The organism is Pseudomonas sp. LA5, from assembly GCF_028640825.1.
Taxonomy (GTDB): domain Bacteria; phylum Pseudomonadota; class Gammaproteobacteria; order Pseudomonadales; family Pseudomonadaceae; genus Chryseomonas; species Chryseomonas aestiva.
In genome coordinates this window covers 20,534-36,325 of the sequence record NZ_JAQYZY010000019.1, presented here as the reverse complement: position 1 = coordinate 36,325, position 15,792 = coordinate 20,534, and the positions used below count along the sequence as shown (strand labels likewise).

At 66.9% G+C, this 15,792-nt stretch carries 18 protein-coding genes and 1 tRNA gene; 9 read left to right on the top strand and 10 right to left on the bottom strand.

What is annotated here, in order from left to right:
* The first annotated feature begins 79 nt into the window (after positions 1-79).
* From PVZ72_RS02335 to PVZ72_RS02325, 3 genes are all read left to right on the top strand, one after another.
* Entirely contained in the window at positions 80-466 is a 387-nt protein-coding gene (locus PVZ72_RS02335; RefSeq protein ID WP_187978937.1) for a response regulator, read from the top strand.
* A 217-nt stretch (positions 467-683) separates the two neighbouring features.
* Positions 684-1,172, top strand: coding sequence for a hypothetical protein (locus PVZ72_RS02330; protein WP_133859468.1), 489 nt, complete (start codon positions 684-686; stop codon positions 1,170-1,172).
* Positions 1,173-1,279: 107 nt separating this feature from the next.
* Complete coding sequence (locus PVZ72_RS02325) at positions 1,280-1,900, top strand: LysE family translocator (RefSeq protein WP_273861122.1); 621 nt, start codon at positions 1,280-1,282, stop codon at positions 1,898-1,900.
* A 106-nt stretch (positions 1,901-2,006) separates the two neighbouring features.
* On the opposite strand, the gene PVZ72_RS02320 is transcribed toward PVZ72_RS02325, so the two are convergent.
* Positions 2,007-2,441, bottom strand: coding sequence for a MerR family transcriptional regulator (locus PVZ72_RS02320; protein ID WP_273861121.1), 435 nt, complete (start codon positions 2,439-2,441; stop codon positions 2,007-2,009).
* A 68-nt stretch (positions 2,442-2,509) separates the two neighbouring features.
* Here PVZ72_RS02320 and PVZ72_RS02315 point away from each other — a divergent pair, with 68 nt between their 5' ends.
* Positions 2,510-3,313: a cation transporter gene (locus tag PVZ72_RS02315; protein ID WP_273861120.1), complete on the top strand. Its 804-nt coding sequence runs from the start codon at positions 2,510-2,512 to the stop codon at positions 3,311-3,313.
* Positions 3,314-3,554: 241 nt separating this feature from the next.
* Here the strand turns inward: PVZ72_RS02315 and PVZ72_RS02310 are convergent.
* The 3 genes from PVZ72_RS02310 to mobA all read right to left on the bottom strand — a co-directional run bounded on the left by PVZ72_RS02310 (position 3,555) and on the right by mobA (position 4,614).
* Positions 3,555-3,631 (bottom strand) — tRNA-Pro (locus tag PVZ72_RS02310).
* 76 nt (positions 3,632-3,707) lie between these two features.
* Positions 3,708-3,929: a YgdI/YgdR family lipoprotein gene (locus PVZ72_RS02305; RefSeq protein WP_059314378.1), complete on the bottom strand. Its 222-nt coding sequence runs from the start codon at positions 3,927-3,929 to the stop codon at positions 3,708-3,710.
* Between the two features lie 109 nt (positions 3,930-4,038).
* A complete protein-coding gene (gene mobA / locus PVZ72_RS02300) occupies positions 4,039-4,614 on the bottom strand; it encodes a molybdenum cofactor guanylyltransferase MobA (protein ID WP_273861119.1) in 576 nt (191 codons plus the stop codon).
* Positions 4,615-4,819: 205 nt separating this feature from the next.
* Here mobA and PVZ72_RS02295 point away from each other — a divergent pair, with 205 nt between their 5' ends.
* The 5 genes from PVZ72_RS02295 (at position 4,820) to PVZ72_RS02275 (ending at position 9,057) form a co-directional block, all read left to right on the top strand.
* Positions 4,820-5,311, top strand: coding sequence for a hypothetical protein (locus tag PVZ72_RS02295; RefSeq protein WP_187978942.1), 492 nt, complete (start codon positions 4,820-4,822; stop codon positions 5,309-5,311).
* Between the two features lie 233 nt (positions 5,312-5,544).
* On the top strand, positions 5,545-6,084 hold the full coding sequence (gene moaB, locus PVZ72_RS02290) for a molybdenum cofactor biosynthesis protein B (RefSeq protein WP_273861118.1): 540 nt from the start codon (positions 5,545-5,547) through the stop codon (positions 6,082-6,084).
* Positions 6,081-7,277, top strand: coding sequence for a molybdopterin molybdotransferase MoeA (locus PVZ72_RS02285; protein ID WP_273861117.1), 1,197 nt, complete (start codon positions 6,081-6,083; stop codon positions 7,275-7,277). The genes moaB and PVZ72_RS02285 overlap by 4 nt, the downstream gene beginning before the upstream one ends.
* A 126-nt stretch (positions 7,278-7,403) precedes the next feature.
* Complete coding sequence (yegS, locus tag PVZ72_RS02280; RefSeq protein ID WP_273861116.1) at positions 7,404-8,348, top strand: lipid kinase YegS; 945 nt, start codon at positions 7,404-7,406, stop codon at positions 8,346-8,348.
* Between the two features lie 181 nt (positions 8,349-8,529).
* Positions 8,530-9,057, top strand: coding sequence for a sterol desaturase family protein (locus tag PVZ72_RS02275; RefSeq protein ID WP_273861115.1), 528 nt, complete (start codon positions 8,530-8,532; stop codon positions 9,055-9,057).
* A 39-nt stretch (positions 9,058-9,096) separates the two neighbouring features.
* Here the strand turns inward: PVZ72_RS02275 and PVZ72_RS02270 are convergent, their stop codons facing one another.
* The 6 genes from PVZ72_RS02270 to fni form a co-directional block, all read right to left on the bottom strand.
* On the bottom strand, positions 9,097-9,630 hold the full coding sequence (locus PVZ72_RS02270; protein ID WP_273861114.1) for a gluconate 2-dehydrogenase subunit 3 family protein: 534 nt from the start codon (positions 9,628-9,630) through the stop codon (positions 9,097-9,099).
* A gap of 172 nt (positions 9,631-9,802) precedes the next feature.
* Positions 9,803-10,738 carry a phytoene/squalene synthase family protein gene (locus PVZ72_RS02265; protein WP_273861113.1) on the bottom strand — a complete coding sequence of 312 codons (936 nt, stop codon included), beginning with the start codon at positions 10,736-10,738 and terminating at the stop codon, positions 9,803-9,805.
* Between the two features lie 2 nt (positions 10,739-10,740).
* Entirely contained in the window at positions 10,741-12,237 is a 1,497-nt protein-coding gene (locus PVZ72_RS02260; protein WP_263258701.1) for a phytoene desaturase, read from the bottom strand.
* Entirely contained in the window at positions 12,234-13,427 is a 1,194-nt protein-coding gene (crtY, locus tag PVZ72_RS02255; RefSeq protein ID WP_273861255.1) for a lycopene beta-cyclase CrtY, read from the bottom strand. The genes PVZ72_RS02260 and crtY overlap by 4 nt, the downstream gene beginning before the upstream one ends.
* Complete coding sequence (locus PVZ72_RS02250) at positions 13,390-14,685, bottom strand: nucleotide disphospho-sugar-binding domain-containing protein (RefSeq protein WP_273861112.1); 1,296 nt, start codon at positions 14,683-14,685, stop codon at positions 13,390-13,392. Before PVZ72_RS02250 ends, crtY begins: the two co-directional genes overlap by 38 nt.
* The gene (fni, locus tag PVZ72_RS02245; protein WP_273861111.1) at positions 14,685-15,734 is read right to left on the bottom strand and encodes a type 2 isopentenyl-diphosphate Delta-isomerase; all 1,050 of its coding nucleotides are present in this window, start codon (positions 15,732-15,734) and stop codon (positions 14,685-14,687) included. Before fni ends, PVZ72_RS02250 begins: the two co-directional genes overlap by 1 nt.
* Between the last annotated feature and the right edge of the window lie 58 nt (positions 15,735-15,792).

The following is a 15,792-nucleotide window of genomic DNA, read 5'->3' as shown; positions in this document are numbered from 1 at the left end:
AGTGTACCGCTCACCTGCCTCAGGTGACCGTTAGGTAGGTTTCGGGAGAACCTCTTCAGCCTTCGCTGTCTGACCTGCCATGAAGCCGAGAAGCCTTGAAATACAAAGACAAATTCTTGTTCTGGAAGATGATGCGGGCCAGCGCGAGCTGCTGACCGAAATTCTCACCGAACAGGGCTTGGATGTCGTGGCGGTCGCTTCCAGTGACGAGGCCTTGGCGCACATGGACACCCGCGGCAGCGATACCAAGATGGTCATCGCCGATGTCAACGTGCCGGGCATGCTGGATGGCCTGGCCTTCGCCCAGCTTGCCGCTGTGAGCTGGCCGACGATCCCCTTCATCATCATCTCCGGCTACATCGACCAGGATCTTGCCATCCTGCCGCGCCGGGCGGCCTTCCTGCCCAAGCCCTGGAGCGTGGCCGACCTCAGCCAACTGGTCGAGAGCCTGCTGCCGCGTCGCTAGGGGCCTGCTTCATGGGTGGCGCAACCTGTCCGAGCCGGCCTGCCGCCCTGATCTGGTCATGCCTCCTTTCGTCCCCCGAATAGACGCGCTCGTCGGCAGTGCCCCGTTTCGACTGGCCAAATGATATGACGTCCGTCGGCATGCCTGTTTTACAGGGAACCAAAAGCGCTGAACGCTATCAATGTGCCATCTATTCCCGACTGGCAAGGAGCGCTTCATGGACGCAGTCATCACCCAGATTTCTCAGATCACCGATTGGGAATTTCTCATTGCGCTGGAGCGCAGCCTGGAAAGCCGCGGTCGCCTCGACCTGGCCGCGCGCGAAGCCCTCGAACGCCAGGGCAGGCTGCTTTCGCGCCGCTACCTGATGCAGAAGGGCAAGCTCGGCAACGGCCCCTTCACCCCGGTGGAAAACGAGATCCTCGACGTCCTGGCCACGGCCACGGCCGCCCTGCGCCGCAGTCGGCGCCTGCCCCATAACATCGTCAAGACCCTGCGTGCCGGTGGCCTGATCGAGGCGGTCGAGCGCAACGTCTGCCACGCCGGCGCCCTGCAGTGCCGCACCGACTTCGAAGCCGACGGTATTCCCCGCGGGACCCTGGAGCGCATCGTCGATCGCAATCCCCAGGCCTTCGGACTGGAAGCCCGCCGCGCCGCCGCGCGCTACATCGCCGAGCAGGAACCGGCCTTCCGCGCCGCCGGCTGAGCCTCGCCATGGCCGCCTGCGGGCGGCCATGGCGGTTCGAGAGCAGGCTGATCGCCGGCCTGTCCCGTGCTACCGTTTCCAAGCCCCCAGCCGAAACGAGCCCTGTCATGGCCCTCGCCGATAACCTGCTGGCCTTCACCCTGGCCGCGTCCCTGCTTACCGTCACACCAGGCCTCGATACCGCGCTGATCCTGCGCACCGCCGCCGTCGAAGGACGCGCCCAGGCCTGGCGTGCGGCCCTGGGGATCAACGCGGGCTGCCTGCTCTGGGGCGCCGCCGTGGCCTTCGGCCTGGGCGCGCTGCTGGCGGTCTCGGAACTGGCCTATACGCTGCTGAAGTATTGTGGCGCCGCCTACCTCTGCTGGCTCGGCCTCAACCTGCTGCTGCGACCTCGTACGACCCTCACGCCAACGGCAGGCGAGGGCGGCACAGACTCGAATTGGTTTCTCAAGGGGATGCTTGGCAATATCCTCAATCCCAAGGTCGGCATCTTCTACGTGTCCTTCCTGCCCCAGTTCATTCCCCAGGGCCAACCCCTGATCGCCTGGACCTTCGGCCTGGTCGCCATCCATGTGGCGCTGGGCCTGCTCTGGTCCCTGACACTGATCGGTGCCACTCGCACCCTGGGCGAGGCCCTGCGCAAGGCCGCGGTGGTCCGCTGGCTGGATCGGATAACGGGGGTAGTCTTCCTGCTGTTCGCCGCCAAGCTGGCGCTAAGTCGGCGGTAGAGAGGGGGAGAGGCGCTTCTGAGCGGGCGCCAAAGCCAGACGCCGGAAACGACAAAGCTCGCACTTGGCGGGCCTTGGGGTGCAAGCTCGCAGGTGGATGCGCCTTCTAGCCAAGGTCCCGCCCACCTCCAGGCATCGGCGTACCAGCCAACGACTCGATGATCCTGCATTCCGCTATGGTCCCGCCGTGGCAGCACGCCAACAGCCGCTGCAATTCGCTCTCCAGGGCTTGCAGATCGGCAAGCCGCTGCCGCACCTGCCGCAGGTGTTCTGCCACGAGGCTATCCACGGCAGCGCAAGGCGCCTGCTGCCGATCCGCCAGGCCGAGTAGCTCCCGGACTTCATCCAGGCTGAAGCCCAGCATGCGGGCACGTCTGACGAAGAGCAGCCGATCCCGTTCGGTCGGGCCGTACAGCCGGTAGCCGGACGCAGAGCGCGTCGAGGACGGCAGCAAGCCTTCCTTTTCGTAGTAGCGGATGGTGACGGTCTTGGTATCCGTGGCCTTGGCCAGCTGACCGATGGTGTACGTAGGAGCGTTCATGGCCTTGACCTTATAGCGACTATAACCTTCAGCCTAGGGCAAATCCTGAGTGTTGCCGAGAGAGTGCCGTGGACAGTTGCTGCGAAGACAAGGCCAGCGAGCTGGCTCAGCTGCGAGGTCGCCAGAGTCGCGTGCTCTACAGTGTGCTGGCGATCAATGCGGTGATGTTTTTGGTGGAGTTCGCGGCCGGTTGGCTGGCCGGCTCGACGGCGCTGCTCGGGGATTCCCTGGACATGTTCGGCGATGCCTCGGTCTATGCGCTGACGCTGTTCGTGCTGCATCGAAGTGATAGAGCCCGCGCTGGTGCTGCCCTGGTGAAAGGCGGCTTCATGCTGCTGTTCGGCGTGCTGGTGATCACGGACGCCGTGCGCAAGGTGATCCTGCAGGAGTTGCCCCAGGCCGACTGGATGGGCACGGTCGGACTCGTCGCACTGCTCGCCAATACCTACTGCTTCTATCTGCTGTACAGCCATCGCGCGGACGATCTGAACATGAGGTCCACTTGGATCTGTTCACGGAACGATCTGGTCGCCAATACCAGCGTGGTGCTGGCTGCCATCCTGGTGGCTGTCACTGGCAGCCTCTGGCCAGACGTCCTGGTCGGTCTGGCCATCGCCGCGCTGTTCCTGCACTCGGCCTGGCAGGTCAGTCGTGAAGCCTACCGCGCGTGGCGTATTGCTTCGGAAGGACAGGGAGTGCCAGTGCAGGAGCTGCAAGCCGCTCCGATGCAAGCGCCGCCGGTGCCTTCCTGCTGCGGCGGTAAGACGCCAGCGGTCATCGTTGAGCCTGGCCAGCGCGCTCCGGCTGCTTCGTGCTGCGCCTCTGACAGCAAGGGGACTCTTGAAGCCGTGGAAAAGCCAGGCCGCCCATAGGCGGTCTGTCGCTGTGCAGGCAGGGGCGGACAAGGCGATCTCGTCGCCCCCTTGGGGCGCGGACAATCCACCGCCGAGACGTCCGCTTCTCGGTTTGGCATGCCGGAGAACAAGACGAGTGCCTGCCGGAGCAGTCATGCAGGAGAGAAAAGAGGCGAGCATCGCCAGAGCAAATAGCTAAACGTCAGAAACAACAAGGCCCGCACTGGGCGGGCTTTGGGGTGATCCTTGCGGATCAGATTGGTCGGAGCGACTGGATTCGAACCAGCGACCTTCTCGTCCCGAACGAGACGCGCTACCAAGCTGCGCTACGCTCCGTAATGGATGGCGCGCATTCTACCTAAAACTCATGCAAGCACAAGGGGTTAGGTAAAAAAATCGCGCCGGGCAGGAATCAGAGCTCCTTGATCGTGCGAACCTGGTCCTTGTTGATGCGGGTCGGCTTGCCGTCGAGCTGCTTGAACGTATAGAAACCCGAGTCGTCATCATACTTCGGCGTGTCGGTGGCCTGGATCTCGCGGCCATCGTTCAGGGTGATGACGCTGGGGGTGGAGCAGCCGGCGAGCAGGGCGCTGGCGACGACCAGCAGGGCGGCGGGGAGCAGGTGCTTGTTCATGTGACGGTCTCCTTTCTTGGCAACCAAGCGGGCTTAGGACCGCGGGTGCGGGGCCGAGTTCGTCCCGGAACCGCTGGGTCACGCCCTCTGGCCTAATGGTTCGCCAGGTTCAAACCCCGTTTTCCAGGGCCGCGGGATCGTTGAAGTTGGCCAGACGGACATCGTCTTCGGCGAAGTCCACGGCAGTCAGGCCCAGTGGCAGCAGGGCGCCTCGCGGACTGCGTTCGCCGTCCGCCCAAGCCTGGCGCAAGGCGGGCAACAGGCGCCGGGGCAGGGCGCTGAACAGCGGTTGCCAGTAGCCACCCTGACGCGCCATCACCGGGCCCGCGCTCGCCTGGGCCGCAGCGAGCAGCTGCAGGGCGAGGGCGGCATCTATTCGCGGTGCATCGCAGGGCAGCAGCAGCACCCAGTCATGCCGCGCCACGGCGAGTCCGGCGAGGATGCCGGCCAGGGGACCGGGAAAGTCCGGTTGCTCATCGGCCACCAGCTGGTCGGCCCAGAGGGCATAACGCGGCGCATTGCGGTTGCAGGAGATGACCAGATCATCGGTCAGTGCCCGCACCGCAGCCTGCACCTGGGCCACCAGCGGCTGGCCCTGCCATTCCACCAGGCCCTTGTCGCGCCCACCCATGCGCTGACCGCGACCGCCGGCCAGAATGAGGATGGAGGAGGGGAGCAGTGGCATGCAGGAGGCCTCGGGCTTGCGGACGCGGGAAACGGGTGGCCATCCTAGCCCGGTTTCACCGCTGGCGGCTGACCAGAGCGGGCTTTATCCGGGCGGGACGGCTGGGCTAGACTCGAGCGCGTCCCGTGCAAAGGGGCGTGCTAGACACCTTTGATCCCTGCCGCGCGGTGGCGGGGAGTCCCTGCCCAGAAGGAGTTTGCAAACGATGAAGACGATGCTGCTTTCCGCTTTGGCCCTGGCTGCCTTGCCCGCCTTTGGCACCGGCGGTGGTGAACCCCCTGCGATCAAGGTCACCTTTGGCCAGCCGACCGTCCGGCAGAAGCTGTTCTACGAGAAGCTCTACGAGAAGAAGCCCTATCCCGACGCCACCCTCTATTACTACAGCAATGGCGTCTACAAGATCATCTCGCCCGGCGAAGAGCACTATGGCGTCTACGTGGTGCACGGCAAGCTGACCGACGACAAGTACCAGGTGGATTTCATCTCCCTGCCCTCCGCGGACTGGGGCGGCAAGACGGCCCGGCATTTCCTCACGTTCGATCGCAAGGCCGGCACCTTCACCCAGCAGGCGACCTGGGAGGAAGACCCGAACATCGCCCCGCAATACGGTCGCTTCAGTCAGGATGCCAACGACATCGCCGACCCGCGTCCCATCAAGTGGGAGACTCACGCCGAAGGCGAGCAACGCCAGCGCTAGGTCACGCCAGCGGCGCCCGCTCGGTTGAAGGGGCGTCGGCTTTTCCTCTAGGCTGTGATGATGCAGCCTTTTCGGATCTTCACGTCGATCGGGGTCGACAGCCGCCCTCACTGTCGGAGCGGCCACCTTCCGGTCGCTGCCAGTCCAATGCTCACCCCCTTCGGGAAACCCGCTGCCCGTCCAGCGGTCTTCCGCTGCACCCTTTCCTTCGCACTCTTCGGAAGTCCAACCAGATGAGCCACAAAGCCGAGGCGGTTTTCGTACCGCTGAACATCGCTGTCCTGACGGTCAGCGACACCCGCACCTTCGAGACCGATACCTCGGGTCAGCTGTTCGTCGACCGCCTGGAGGCCGCCGGCCATTTCCTCGCCGACCGCGTGCTGCTCAAGGATGACCTCTACAAGATCCGCGCCCAGGTCGCCCACTGGATCGCCGAAGACCAGGTGCAGGTGGTGCTGATCACCGGCGGGACCGGCTTCACCGGGCGCGATAGCACCCCGGAGGCCGTCGCCTGCCTGCTGGACAAGCAGGTGGATGGCTTCGGCGAACTGTTCCGCCAGATCTCCGTGGCCGACATCGGCACCTCCACCGTGCAGTCCCGGGCGCTGGCCGGCCTCGCCAATGGCACCCTGGTCTGCTGCCTGCCGGGTTCGACCAACGCCTGCCGTACCGCCTGGGACGGCATCCTCGGCGAACAGCTGGACAACCGTCATCGCCCCTGCAACTTCGTGCCGCATCTCAAGCAGGCCGAGCCCTGCGGGCCACGCGGATGAGCCTGCTGGCGCTGGAAGAGGCCCTGGCCCGGCTGCTGGCCCTGGCGGCCGAAGACGGTCCCTTGCCCCATGAGCAGGTGGCCCTGGAAAACGCCGACGGGCGTATCCTGGCCGCGCCCCTGGTAGCCGACCTGGATCTCCCGCCGTGGGACAACAGTGCCATGGACGGCTATGCCCTGCGCCTGGACGACTGGCAGGGCGAGCCGCTGCGGGTCTCCCAGCGCATCTTCGCTGGCCAGGCACCGGCGCCCCTGGAGCCGGGCACCTGTGCACGCATCTTCACCGGCGCGCCCGTCCCGGCGGGTGCCGACTGCGTGGAGATGCAGGAGAACACCGAGGTGCTGGACGACGGTCGGGTACGCTTCGTCGAGCAGCTGCGGCCAGGGCGCAACATCCGTCGCCGTGGCAACGAAGTCCGGGTGGGTGACGAGGTGCTATCGGCCGGCACTGCCCTGGGTCCGGCGGAGCTGGGGGTCGCCGCGGCCCTCGGGCGTGCCCAGCTGAACGTCTTTCGCCGCCTCAAGGTCGCGGTGCTGTCCACCGGCGATGAACTCGTGGCGCCCGGACAGCCGCTCGGTCCGGGGCAGATCTACAACAGCAATCGCGTCCTGCTCATCAGCTGGCTGCGGCGGCTGGGTTGCGAGGTGTCGGACCAGGGCATCCTGCCGGATGATCTCGCCGAGACGCGCAGGCGGCTGGGCGCGCTGCAGGCCGATCTGATCCTTTCCACGGGCGGTGTCTCCGTGGGTGAGGCCGACTATCTGGGCCAGGCCCTGCGCGAAGAAGGCGAGCTGACCCTGTGGAAGCTGGCGCTCAAGCCGGGCAAGCCGCTCACCTGCGGACGCTTTCGTGGCATTCCGCTGATCGGCCTGCCGGGCAATCCGGCGTCCACCCTGGTGACCTTCGGCCTGCTGGCACGGCCCTATCTGCTGCGCCGGGCCGGCAAGATCGACGTGGCACCGCTGAGCGTCGAGGTGCCGGCGGGGTTCGACTGGCCGCGTGCCGGTGCGCGCCGCGAATACCAGCGGGCGCGGCTGGAAGATGGCCGGGCGGTACCCCATCGCAACCAGGGCTCCAATGTGCTGCAGACGGCGGCCTGGGCCCATGGCCTGGTGGAGATCCGTGAGGATCGTACCTTCGCCGCCGGTGATCCGGTGCGCTTCATCCCGTTGGCCGAATTGCTCAAGGCCTAGCCAACCGGCAGTCAGGACTGAACGTGGCCGTTGGGCCACAGTCCTAGTCTCCAGATTCGCTCGCCGGGCGCTGCCCGGTACCTGACGCGGCATCTCGCCGCGCAGAGCCAACCTTGGACGACAGACATGACGACGACAGGCACCCTGGCTGACGCAGCCCTGGTCATTCTCAATGGCAAGGAAACCGGTAACGAGGACGTTCGGGAGGCCATTCTCGAACGGCGTGCCGCCGGTCATCGCATCGATGTGCGGGTGACCTGGGAAGAAGACGATGCCGCGCGCTTCGTTGAGCAGGCGACCCGTGAAGGCTATGGCACCCTGGTGGCGGCCGGTGGCGACGGCACCCTGCGCGCCGTGGCCGAAGCCATGGCGCAGAATAACAGCCAGGCCCGCCTCGGCCTGCTGCCCTTGGGCACCGCCAACGACTTCGCCCGGGCGGCGGGTGTGCCGGTGGAGCCTGCGGCGGCCCTGGCGCTGCTGGATGGGCCGACCAGTGCCATCGACCTGATCGAGGCGGAAGGCCAGCTGTTCCTCAATATGGCCACCGGCGGCTTCGGCTCCCAGGTCACGGCCAATACCCCCGGCGAACTCAAGCGCCTGCTGGGTGGCGCGGCCTACTTCCTCACCGGCCTGACCCGCTTCGCCGAGGTGCATTCGGCCCATGGCCGCTTCCGTGGTCCCGGCTTCGAGTGGGAGGGTGAATTCCTCGCCCTGGGCATCGGCAACGGTCGCCAGGCCGGCGGTGGCCATGTGCTCTGTCCCACCGCCGTGGTCAACGATGGCCTGCTCGACGTGGGCATCCTGCCGGCGTCCCAGGACGTGCTCGGCACCCTGGGCGAATTCCTCAGCAAGGGCTTCAGCACCGAAGAGATGTTTATCCGCGCGCGCCTGCCCTGGGTGGAGCTGGAAGCCGCCGAAGGTCTGGACATGAACCTCGACGGTGAACCGGTCAAGCGAGACCGGGTGAGATTCGAGGTACGTCCGGGTATCCTGCAGGTCTGTCTACCGGTGGATTCGCCCCTGCTGGGCGCGACCGCCGGCTCCCTGGCCGAACCGGCGGCGACGTCCTAAGAAGGTGTTCACGATCTCGCGAGCTAGAGTCAAACAAGGCGAAAAGGCCTGAGGAAGCGGAGTTTACGAGTTGTAAATGAGCATTCCGATGGGGCTGGCCCTCCAGGGCCTTTTCAACGCAGTTTGGCCGACGCGCAGCAGATCGTGAGCAGCTTCTGATCAGGTGGCTGCGGAGGTTACGTTGGAAATACTGATCAATGCGGGAATCGTGCTGGCCACCGTGGCGGGCATGGAAGCCTTCGCCTGGTGGTCGCACAAGTACATCATGCACGGCTGGGGATGGGGCTGGCATGAGTCTCACCACCGCGCCCGGACGGGCTGGTTCGAGAAGAACGATCTCTATGCGGTCGTCTTCGCCGGCCTGGCCATCCTGCTGATCGCCCTGGGCAATGCCGGCTACTGGCGCCTGCAGTGGATAGGAGCCGGCATGACCCTCTACGGTCTGCTGTACTTCATCGCCCACGATGGCCTGGTGCATCAGCGCTGGCCCTTCCGCTACATCCCGCGCACCGGCTATCTGAAACGGCTCTATCAGGCGCATCGCATGCACCATGCGGTGGACGGCAAGGACGGCTGCGTGTCCTTCGGTTTCCTGTTGGCACCGACCACCCAGCAGCTCAAGCAGCAGTTGCGCGAGATACACGGCGGCGCCCTGGATTCCTCACGCGAACGCAAGGCCCGGGATCAGGCGCAGGAAGAAGTGGACTAGGCGGGAGCGGAAGCGCCTCCAGGGAGGCGCTAGACGGGATCAGGCGATAGCGGGAGTGTCGTCGTAGGCAGCGAACAGTGAATGAGCGTACTGGCTGCGCTCGCTCTCGTTGCGCAGCAGATCGATGAACTCCTTGGCCGGCGGGTTCAGGGTGCCCGCTTCGGCGGCGGTGACCACCTGGGCCTGTTCACCAGCCGCCAGTTCGGCGAAACCGGCACCTAGCCGCTCGGTGCAGTAGCTGTTCACCACGGCCAGGCCGTCACGCAGCAGATCGCGCAGATTGGCACCCTGCTGGACCTGGGCCTGCTCGTCGAAGGGATCGACGATGTTGGAACGGTCGCCGTGGGCGTAGGGGGTCAGCATGTGGCGATCGATGAATTCGGGCAGGCGGGTATCGGCCTGTTCGCTATCGGCCTGCAGGTGCGCGCAGAGGGCGACCAGGGTACGCCACTGGATGGCGTTGAAGAATTCGGGCTTGTAACCGGACTGCGCGTTAGCGGAAAGGCCAAGGGCAAGTAGTGACGAGGAGGCAGCGAAGCGATCGTTTGAAACAGCCGTTTCCGTCTTGTGCATGTGCAAATCCCATACTCGTAGGCTGACTACCGGATGCAGCGCTCTGGCTCAGGCATCCATCCATCCGCGGCCCGCGAGGGGTCGCTTTAATCCGACCCGTTTATCGCATAAAAGTTTGCTGTTGGGCATCCCCGAGATGCACGCAAATGTGACCGGGGCGCGATCACTGGCGTCAGCGCCGCGGTCGGGTCCAGAGCTCGGTCGGGCGTGGCTCGTCGCGCTGGTGACGGGAGAGCATGGCGCGCGCGGCGCCGCGGCAGACCAGGCGCAGCTTGTCGGCGGTGCTGGTGCTGACGCGCTGGTCCCAGGCATGGCTGCCCAGTTGCAGCACCTGGACGCCGATCTCGCGGTAGACGCCACGGGCGGTGGCGATGGCCCAGGCCGAGCGCAGGGGCAGGGCGGCGATGCCCTGGCGTGCCGAGTCATAGTAGGGCTCGGCCAGGCGCACCAGCCGCTCGGCCAGTTGGGCGACCGCTTCGCGATGGCGCGGCTCCGCTAGTTCACCCGCCGGCACGCCGACTTCGTCGAGCCACAGGCGTGGCAGGTAGATGCGCCCGATACGGGCGTCCTCGACGATGTCGCGGGCGATGTTGGTGAGCTGGAAGGCCATGCCCAGGTCGCAGGCGCGATCCAGGGTTTCCTCGTCTTCGGCGCCCATGATGCGCGCCATCATCACCCCGACCACCCCGGCGACGTGGTAGCAGTACTCCAGGGTGTCTTCGAGTTCCACATAGATGCGTTCCTCGACATCCATGCGAAAGCCGGCGAGGTGATCCAGCGGCAGCGCCAGGGGAATGCCATGGCGCCTGACCACCCGCTGGAAGGCGGCGAAGGCCGGATCCTGCAGCGGCTCATCGCCGTAGGCGGCGCGGGTCAGGCGTTCCAGTTCGGCCAGGCGTTCGCGCCCGGCGCGGCGATCGCCCTCGACCTGGCCATGGCCCAGTTCCTGGCCATCGATGACGTCGTCGCAATGGCGGCACCAGGCATAGAGCAGCACGGCGCTCTCGCGGGTCTCGGGAGCGAACAGCTTGGCGGCTGCGGCAAAGCTCTTGGAACCGACGGCGATGCTCTGCTCGGCGTGGTCGACGACGTCATGGGTGGCTGGCATGGCTAACCGTGCTCCTCGAGGATGACGCTGGCGGTGGCCTTGGCTGAGCCGACCACGCCCGGGACGCCGGCCCCGGGATGGGTGCCCGCGCCGACCAGGTAGAGGTTGGGGATGACACTATCGCGATTGTGCGGCCGGAACCAGGCGCTCTGGGTGAGGATGGGCTCCAGGGAGAAGGCCGAGCCAAGGTGGGCATTGAGCTCCTGGCGGAAATCGGCCGGGGTGAAGATGCGCGAGGTGACCAGATGCTCGCGCAGGCCGGGCATGTAGCGCTCTTCCAGGTAGGCGAGGATCTTGTCGCGCAGGCGCGGACCTTCCACGCTCCAGTCGACGTCGGCATTGCCCAGGTGCGGCACCGGCGCCAGCACGTAGTGAGAACTGTGCCCGGGCGGTGCCAGCGACGGATCGGTGACGCAGGGCGAGTGCAGGTAGAGCGAGAAGTCGTCCGGTACGCCCGGGCCCTTGAACAGTTCGTCGATCAGGCCGCGATAGCGCTGGCCGAAGCAGACCATGTGGTGTTCGAGCCCCACCGGCGGCTGGCTCAGGCCGAAGTGGATGACGAACAGCGACATGCTGTGTCGCTTGCGCTTGAGGCGGTTGCTCTCGACCACGCCATGGGTGTGATGACCGAGCAGCTTGCGATAGGTATGCACCACGTCGGCGTTGGAGGCCACCAGGTCCGCCTCGAGCTGGCTGCCATCGGCCAGGCAGACGCCGGTGGCCCTATTGCCTTCGGTGAGGATGCGCTCCACCGGCGTGTTCAGGCGCACTTCGCCGCCGAGGTCGGTAAAGAGCTTCAGTAGGCCCAGGACCAGCTGATGGGTGCCACCCTTGGCGAACCAGACGCCCCACTTGCGTTCCAGCGCATGGATCAGCGCATAGATCGAGGAGGTGGCGAAGGGATTGCCGCCCACCAGCAGGGTGTGGAAGGACAGCGTCTGGCGCAGCTTCTCGCTCTTCACGAAGCGCGACACCTGGGTGTAGACGCTGCGCCAGGCCGTGAGCTTGGCCAGCTTGGGACCCGCGGCGAGCATGTCGCCGACCTTGAGGAAGGGCTTGGCGCCGAGACGGATGTAGCCTTCTTCGAACACCGCCTGGGAATAGGCCAGGAAGCGCTGGTAGCCGGCCACGTCGTCTGGCTCCAGGGCACGGATCTGCTCGTCCAGCCGGGCCTGGTCGTTGACGTAGTCGAAGCGGGTGCCGTCTTCCCAGCACAGCTGGTAGAAGGGGCTGACCGGCAAGAGCTCCACATAGTCGCTCATCTGCCGGCCGCTCAGGGCGAACAGCTCTTCCAGCGCCGAGGGATCGGTGAGGACGGTGGGGCCGGCGTCGAAGGTGAAGCCCGCCTCCTCATAGACGTAGGCACGGCCGCCGGGCTTGTCGCGGCCCTCGATGAGGGTGGTGGCGATGCCGGCCGACTGCAGGCGGATCGCCAGGGCGATACCGCCGAAGCCGGCGCCGATGACGATGGCCCGCTTGGGCCCGTTACCTTGGGTCATGGTGCTTCCTTGGACTGAGGGGGACGAGCCAGCGCGGCATCCAGGGCTGGTTTCAGCGGCACCGGCGGTTTGCCGGAGAGGATGCGCAGCCGATCGAAGGCGGTGAGGCGGCCGGCGTAGAAACGCTGGATTAGCGGTTCGCCGAGGCCGTAGAACCTTTGCATGACGCGCACCCGGTGCTCGGGACGGCCAGCGAGAAACAGCATGCGATTGAGCAGGCGAAAGAAGCCCTGTTGCTGCCAGCGCCCCTGGGCGTACTGCCGCAGGGAGTCGCGCAGCCTGGCGCTGGAGGTCAAGGGTTGCGCGGCCAGGTGCTCCGCCAGGCGCACCGCCTCCGGCAGCGAGTAACCGGTGGTGGGGTGGAACAGCCCCGCGGCCAGGCCAATGGGCGCGCCGGCGGTGACGTTGTCCCAATAGCGGTCGAGATCGCCGCCCAGGATGATGGGCAGCACGCCCTGTTCTTCGCGCAGTACCTCGGCGATTTCCCAGCCCTGCTGTCGGGCATAGTCGGCCAGGTGCTGGCGCAGGCGTTCCGCGGGGAGGCTTTCGCCGTCCGCATAGTAGGTGTCTTCGATTAGCAGCCGGTCGGGCGCCAGCGGCAGGCTGTAGACGAAGCGATAGCCGTCCAGCTGATCGACGGTGGCGTCCATCACGATGGGTTCGGCCAGGCCATGGGGGCGAACCAGGCGCACCTCCTGGCCGAGGAATTTCTGATAGCCGAGCCAGAGCGCCGGATCGGGTCGCGGCCCCCGCGCGTCGATCACGGCGCCGGCGGCCAGGGTGTAGCCATCGGCGAACACCACGCCATCGTCCTGCAGGCGCAGCACCTCGCGGCCCAGCAGTAGGCGCTCGGCCGGCAGCCGGGCGCTCAATACCTCATGGAAGCGTTCGGCGCTGATGCTGGCATAGCCGCTGCCGAGGTGCCGCTGGCGCTTGGGGAAGCGCACCTCGTAGCCCGGCCAACGGTGGGCGACCAGGGGCTCGATCCAGGCATGCTGCGGCGCGGTGAGGTCCGGCTCGTGAAAGGACCAGGTGTGGTTGCCGCCCAGCCGCGGACCGGCTTCCACCAGGCGCCAGTCCAGCTCCGGGCGGGTTTCCGCCAGGCGCAGGGCGAGCAGGCCGCCGGCCAGGCCGCCGCCGACGATCAGCAGGTCAGGACGCACGTTCGAGTCCTCGCCGGGCCAGGCCATCCACCAGGCGGGCGGCAGCCGCGACACCGCCGGCCGCCTGGGTAATGGGCACGAAGCGTTCGGCCGCCCGGCGATAGGCCGGGTCGGCCAGCACGGCGCCCAGGGCCTGGGTCAGGCGGGCCTTGCTGGCCAGGCGCGGTGCCAGGCAGATGCCGGCGCCGACCCTTTCCAGGCGGCGGGCGATGCCTGGCTGGTCGAACACCATGGGCAGGGCGAGCATGGGTTTGCCAGCCGCCAGGGCGTCCAGCACGGTATTGAAACCGCCGTGGGTGATGACTGCGTCGGCGCGGGCAATGGCCGCCTCCTGGGGCGCGAAGTCGGTGACCCAGGTGGCGCCGTCGTCCAGCAGACGGCGTTCGGCACTGGCCTCCAGACGTCCGCAGTGGGCGATCAGCACCTGGACGCCGAGTTGGCGACAGGCCTGGGCGATGCGGCGGAACAGCGGTAGCCGGCCACCCTGCAGGGTGCCGAAGGAGGCGAAGACGAAGGGCTGGCGCGGATCGATCTCCAGTTCCAGCCGTTGCTCACGCACTGCCGGCGAACGCAGCGGCCCGACCTCGTGAAAGTGCGGCGGCGGGGCATGACGCGGAAAGTCGAAGCCCGGCAGGCATTGGCTCAACTGCAGATACGGCGAGAAGCAGTCGTCGAGGGTCCGTCGCTCGCCGAGGCCGAAGGCCTGGGCCTGGCGCTGGATGACCTTGCCCTGGCCGCGCATCATCAGGTCGAACACCTGGGTGGCGCCCTGGACAATCTGCCGCTCCCGCTCGGTGCCAGGATAGGCGAAGGGCAGGGTGGGCAGCGGCAGGTGGGGCTCGCGATTCATCGGCACGGCGCAGGCCAGTGATGCATAGGGCAGGCCCAGGTGGTCGCCGAGCAGTCCGCCGGCCGGTTCCATCTGGTCGGCGATCAGGCAGTCGACCCTGAGGTCACGCAAGGCGGCCGGGCCTTCGCGGCAGAACAGTTCGGTATTGCGCGCCATGTCGGCGATCACGCCGAATACCGACCAGGGCTTGTTGCTGGCGGTCCGCGCCAGCAGGGGCGCCAGGCTGCCACGTGGATGGCTGGTCGCGCCCAGGGCCTGGAACTGGATGCCTGCTGGCAGCGCCCGATCGCCCACTTCCACCTGGTGCAGCAGGGTGACCCGGTGGCCGAGCGCGACCAGCGCCTCGCCCAGCACCAGATGGGTGGACAGGTGGCTCGGCAGCGGCGGCGAGATCAGGGCGACATGCATGGCGGCGTCCGGTCGGGTGTCGGCCACTATGGGCACCGCCGCGGCGCGGCGTCCAGCAGCTCGGCCTGGCGCAAGCCGGCCAGATCCGCCGAGCCGGTACAGAAGCAGGCGATGCGCAGCTGTTCGATCACCACCTGGAAATGCGCGATCACCGCCTCGGTGGATTCAGTGGCGCCAGGCAGGGCCGCAGCGGCCTGGCCGGCCAGGTCCGCACCAAGGCGGATGGCCTTGGCCACGTCGATACCGTCGCGGATGCCGCCCGAGGCGATCACCGTCGCCCGGGGGCAGGCGGCGCGCACCTGGCGCAGGCTCTCGGCGGTGGGGATGCCCCAGTCGGTGAAGGCGCGGGCGATGGCGCGCTGCTGCTCGTCACGGGCGCGTTCGGCTTCCACCGCCGCCCAACTGGTGCCACCGGTTCCGGCGACATCCAGCACCGCCACGCCAGCCTCCAGCAGTTGCGTGGCGACCCGGCCCGACAGGCCGGCGCCGACTTCCTTGACGACCACCGGCACGGACAGTTGTGTAACCAGATTTTCCAGGGCTGCCAGAATGCCGCGCCAGCGGCGATCGCCACCGGCCTGCACGGCTTCCTGCAAGGGATTGAGATGCACGATCAGGGCGTCTGCCTCGATCATCTCCACCGCGCGCCGGGCCTCGTCGAGGCCGTAGCCGGCCACCAGCTGCGCGGCGCCGAAATTGGCCAGCAGCGGCACGTCCGGCGCCAGGCGGCGCAATTCGCCGGTCAGGCCCTGATCGCCACCCTGCTGCAGGGCGATGCGCTGGGAGCCGACTGCCAGGGCGATGCCCAGGGTCTGGGCCGCCTCGGCGAGGTGGCGATTGATCAGCGCGGCCCGCTCTGGCCCGCCGGTCATGGAGCTGATCAGCAGCGGCGCGGCCAGGGGACGACCGAACAGGCGGGTACCCAGGTCGATCTCGTCGAGATTGAGCTCGGGCAGGGCGCAGTGCGTGAAGCGATAGGCGTCGAAGCCCGTGGTGACGGCGCTACGGGCCTTGTGGGGATCCAGCACGATGTCCAGATGATCGTTCTTGCGGCTTGCCAGTTCCCAATCCACCATGTCTTCTAGAGTCCGCCCTGAATGACCTTTCGTCGGTCGTTGTGGTCTGGTAGGGGAC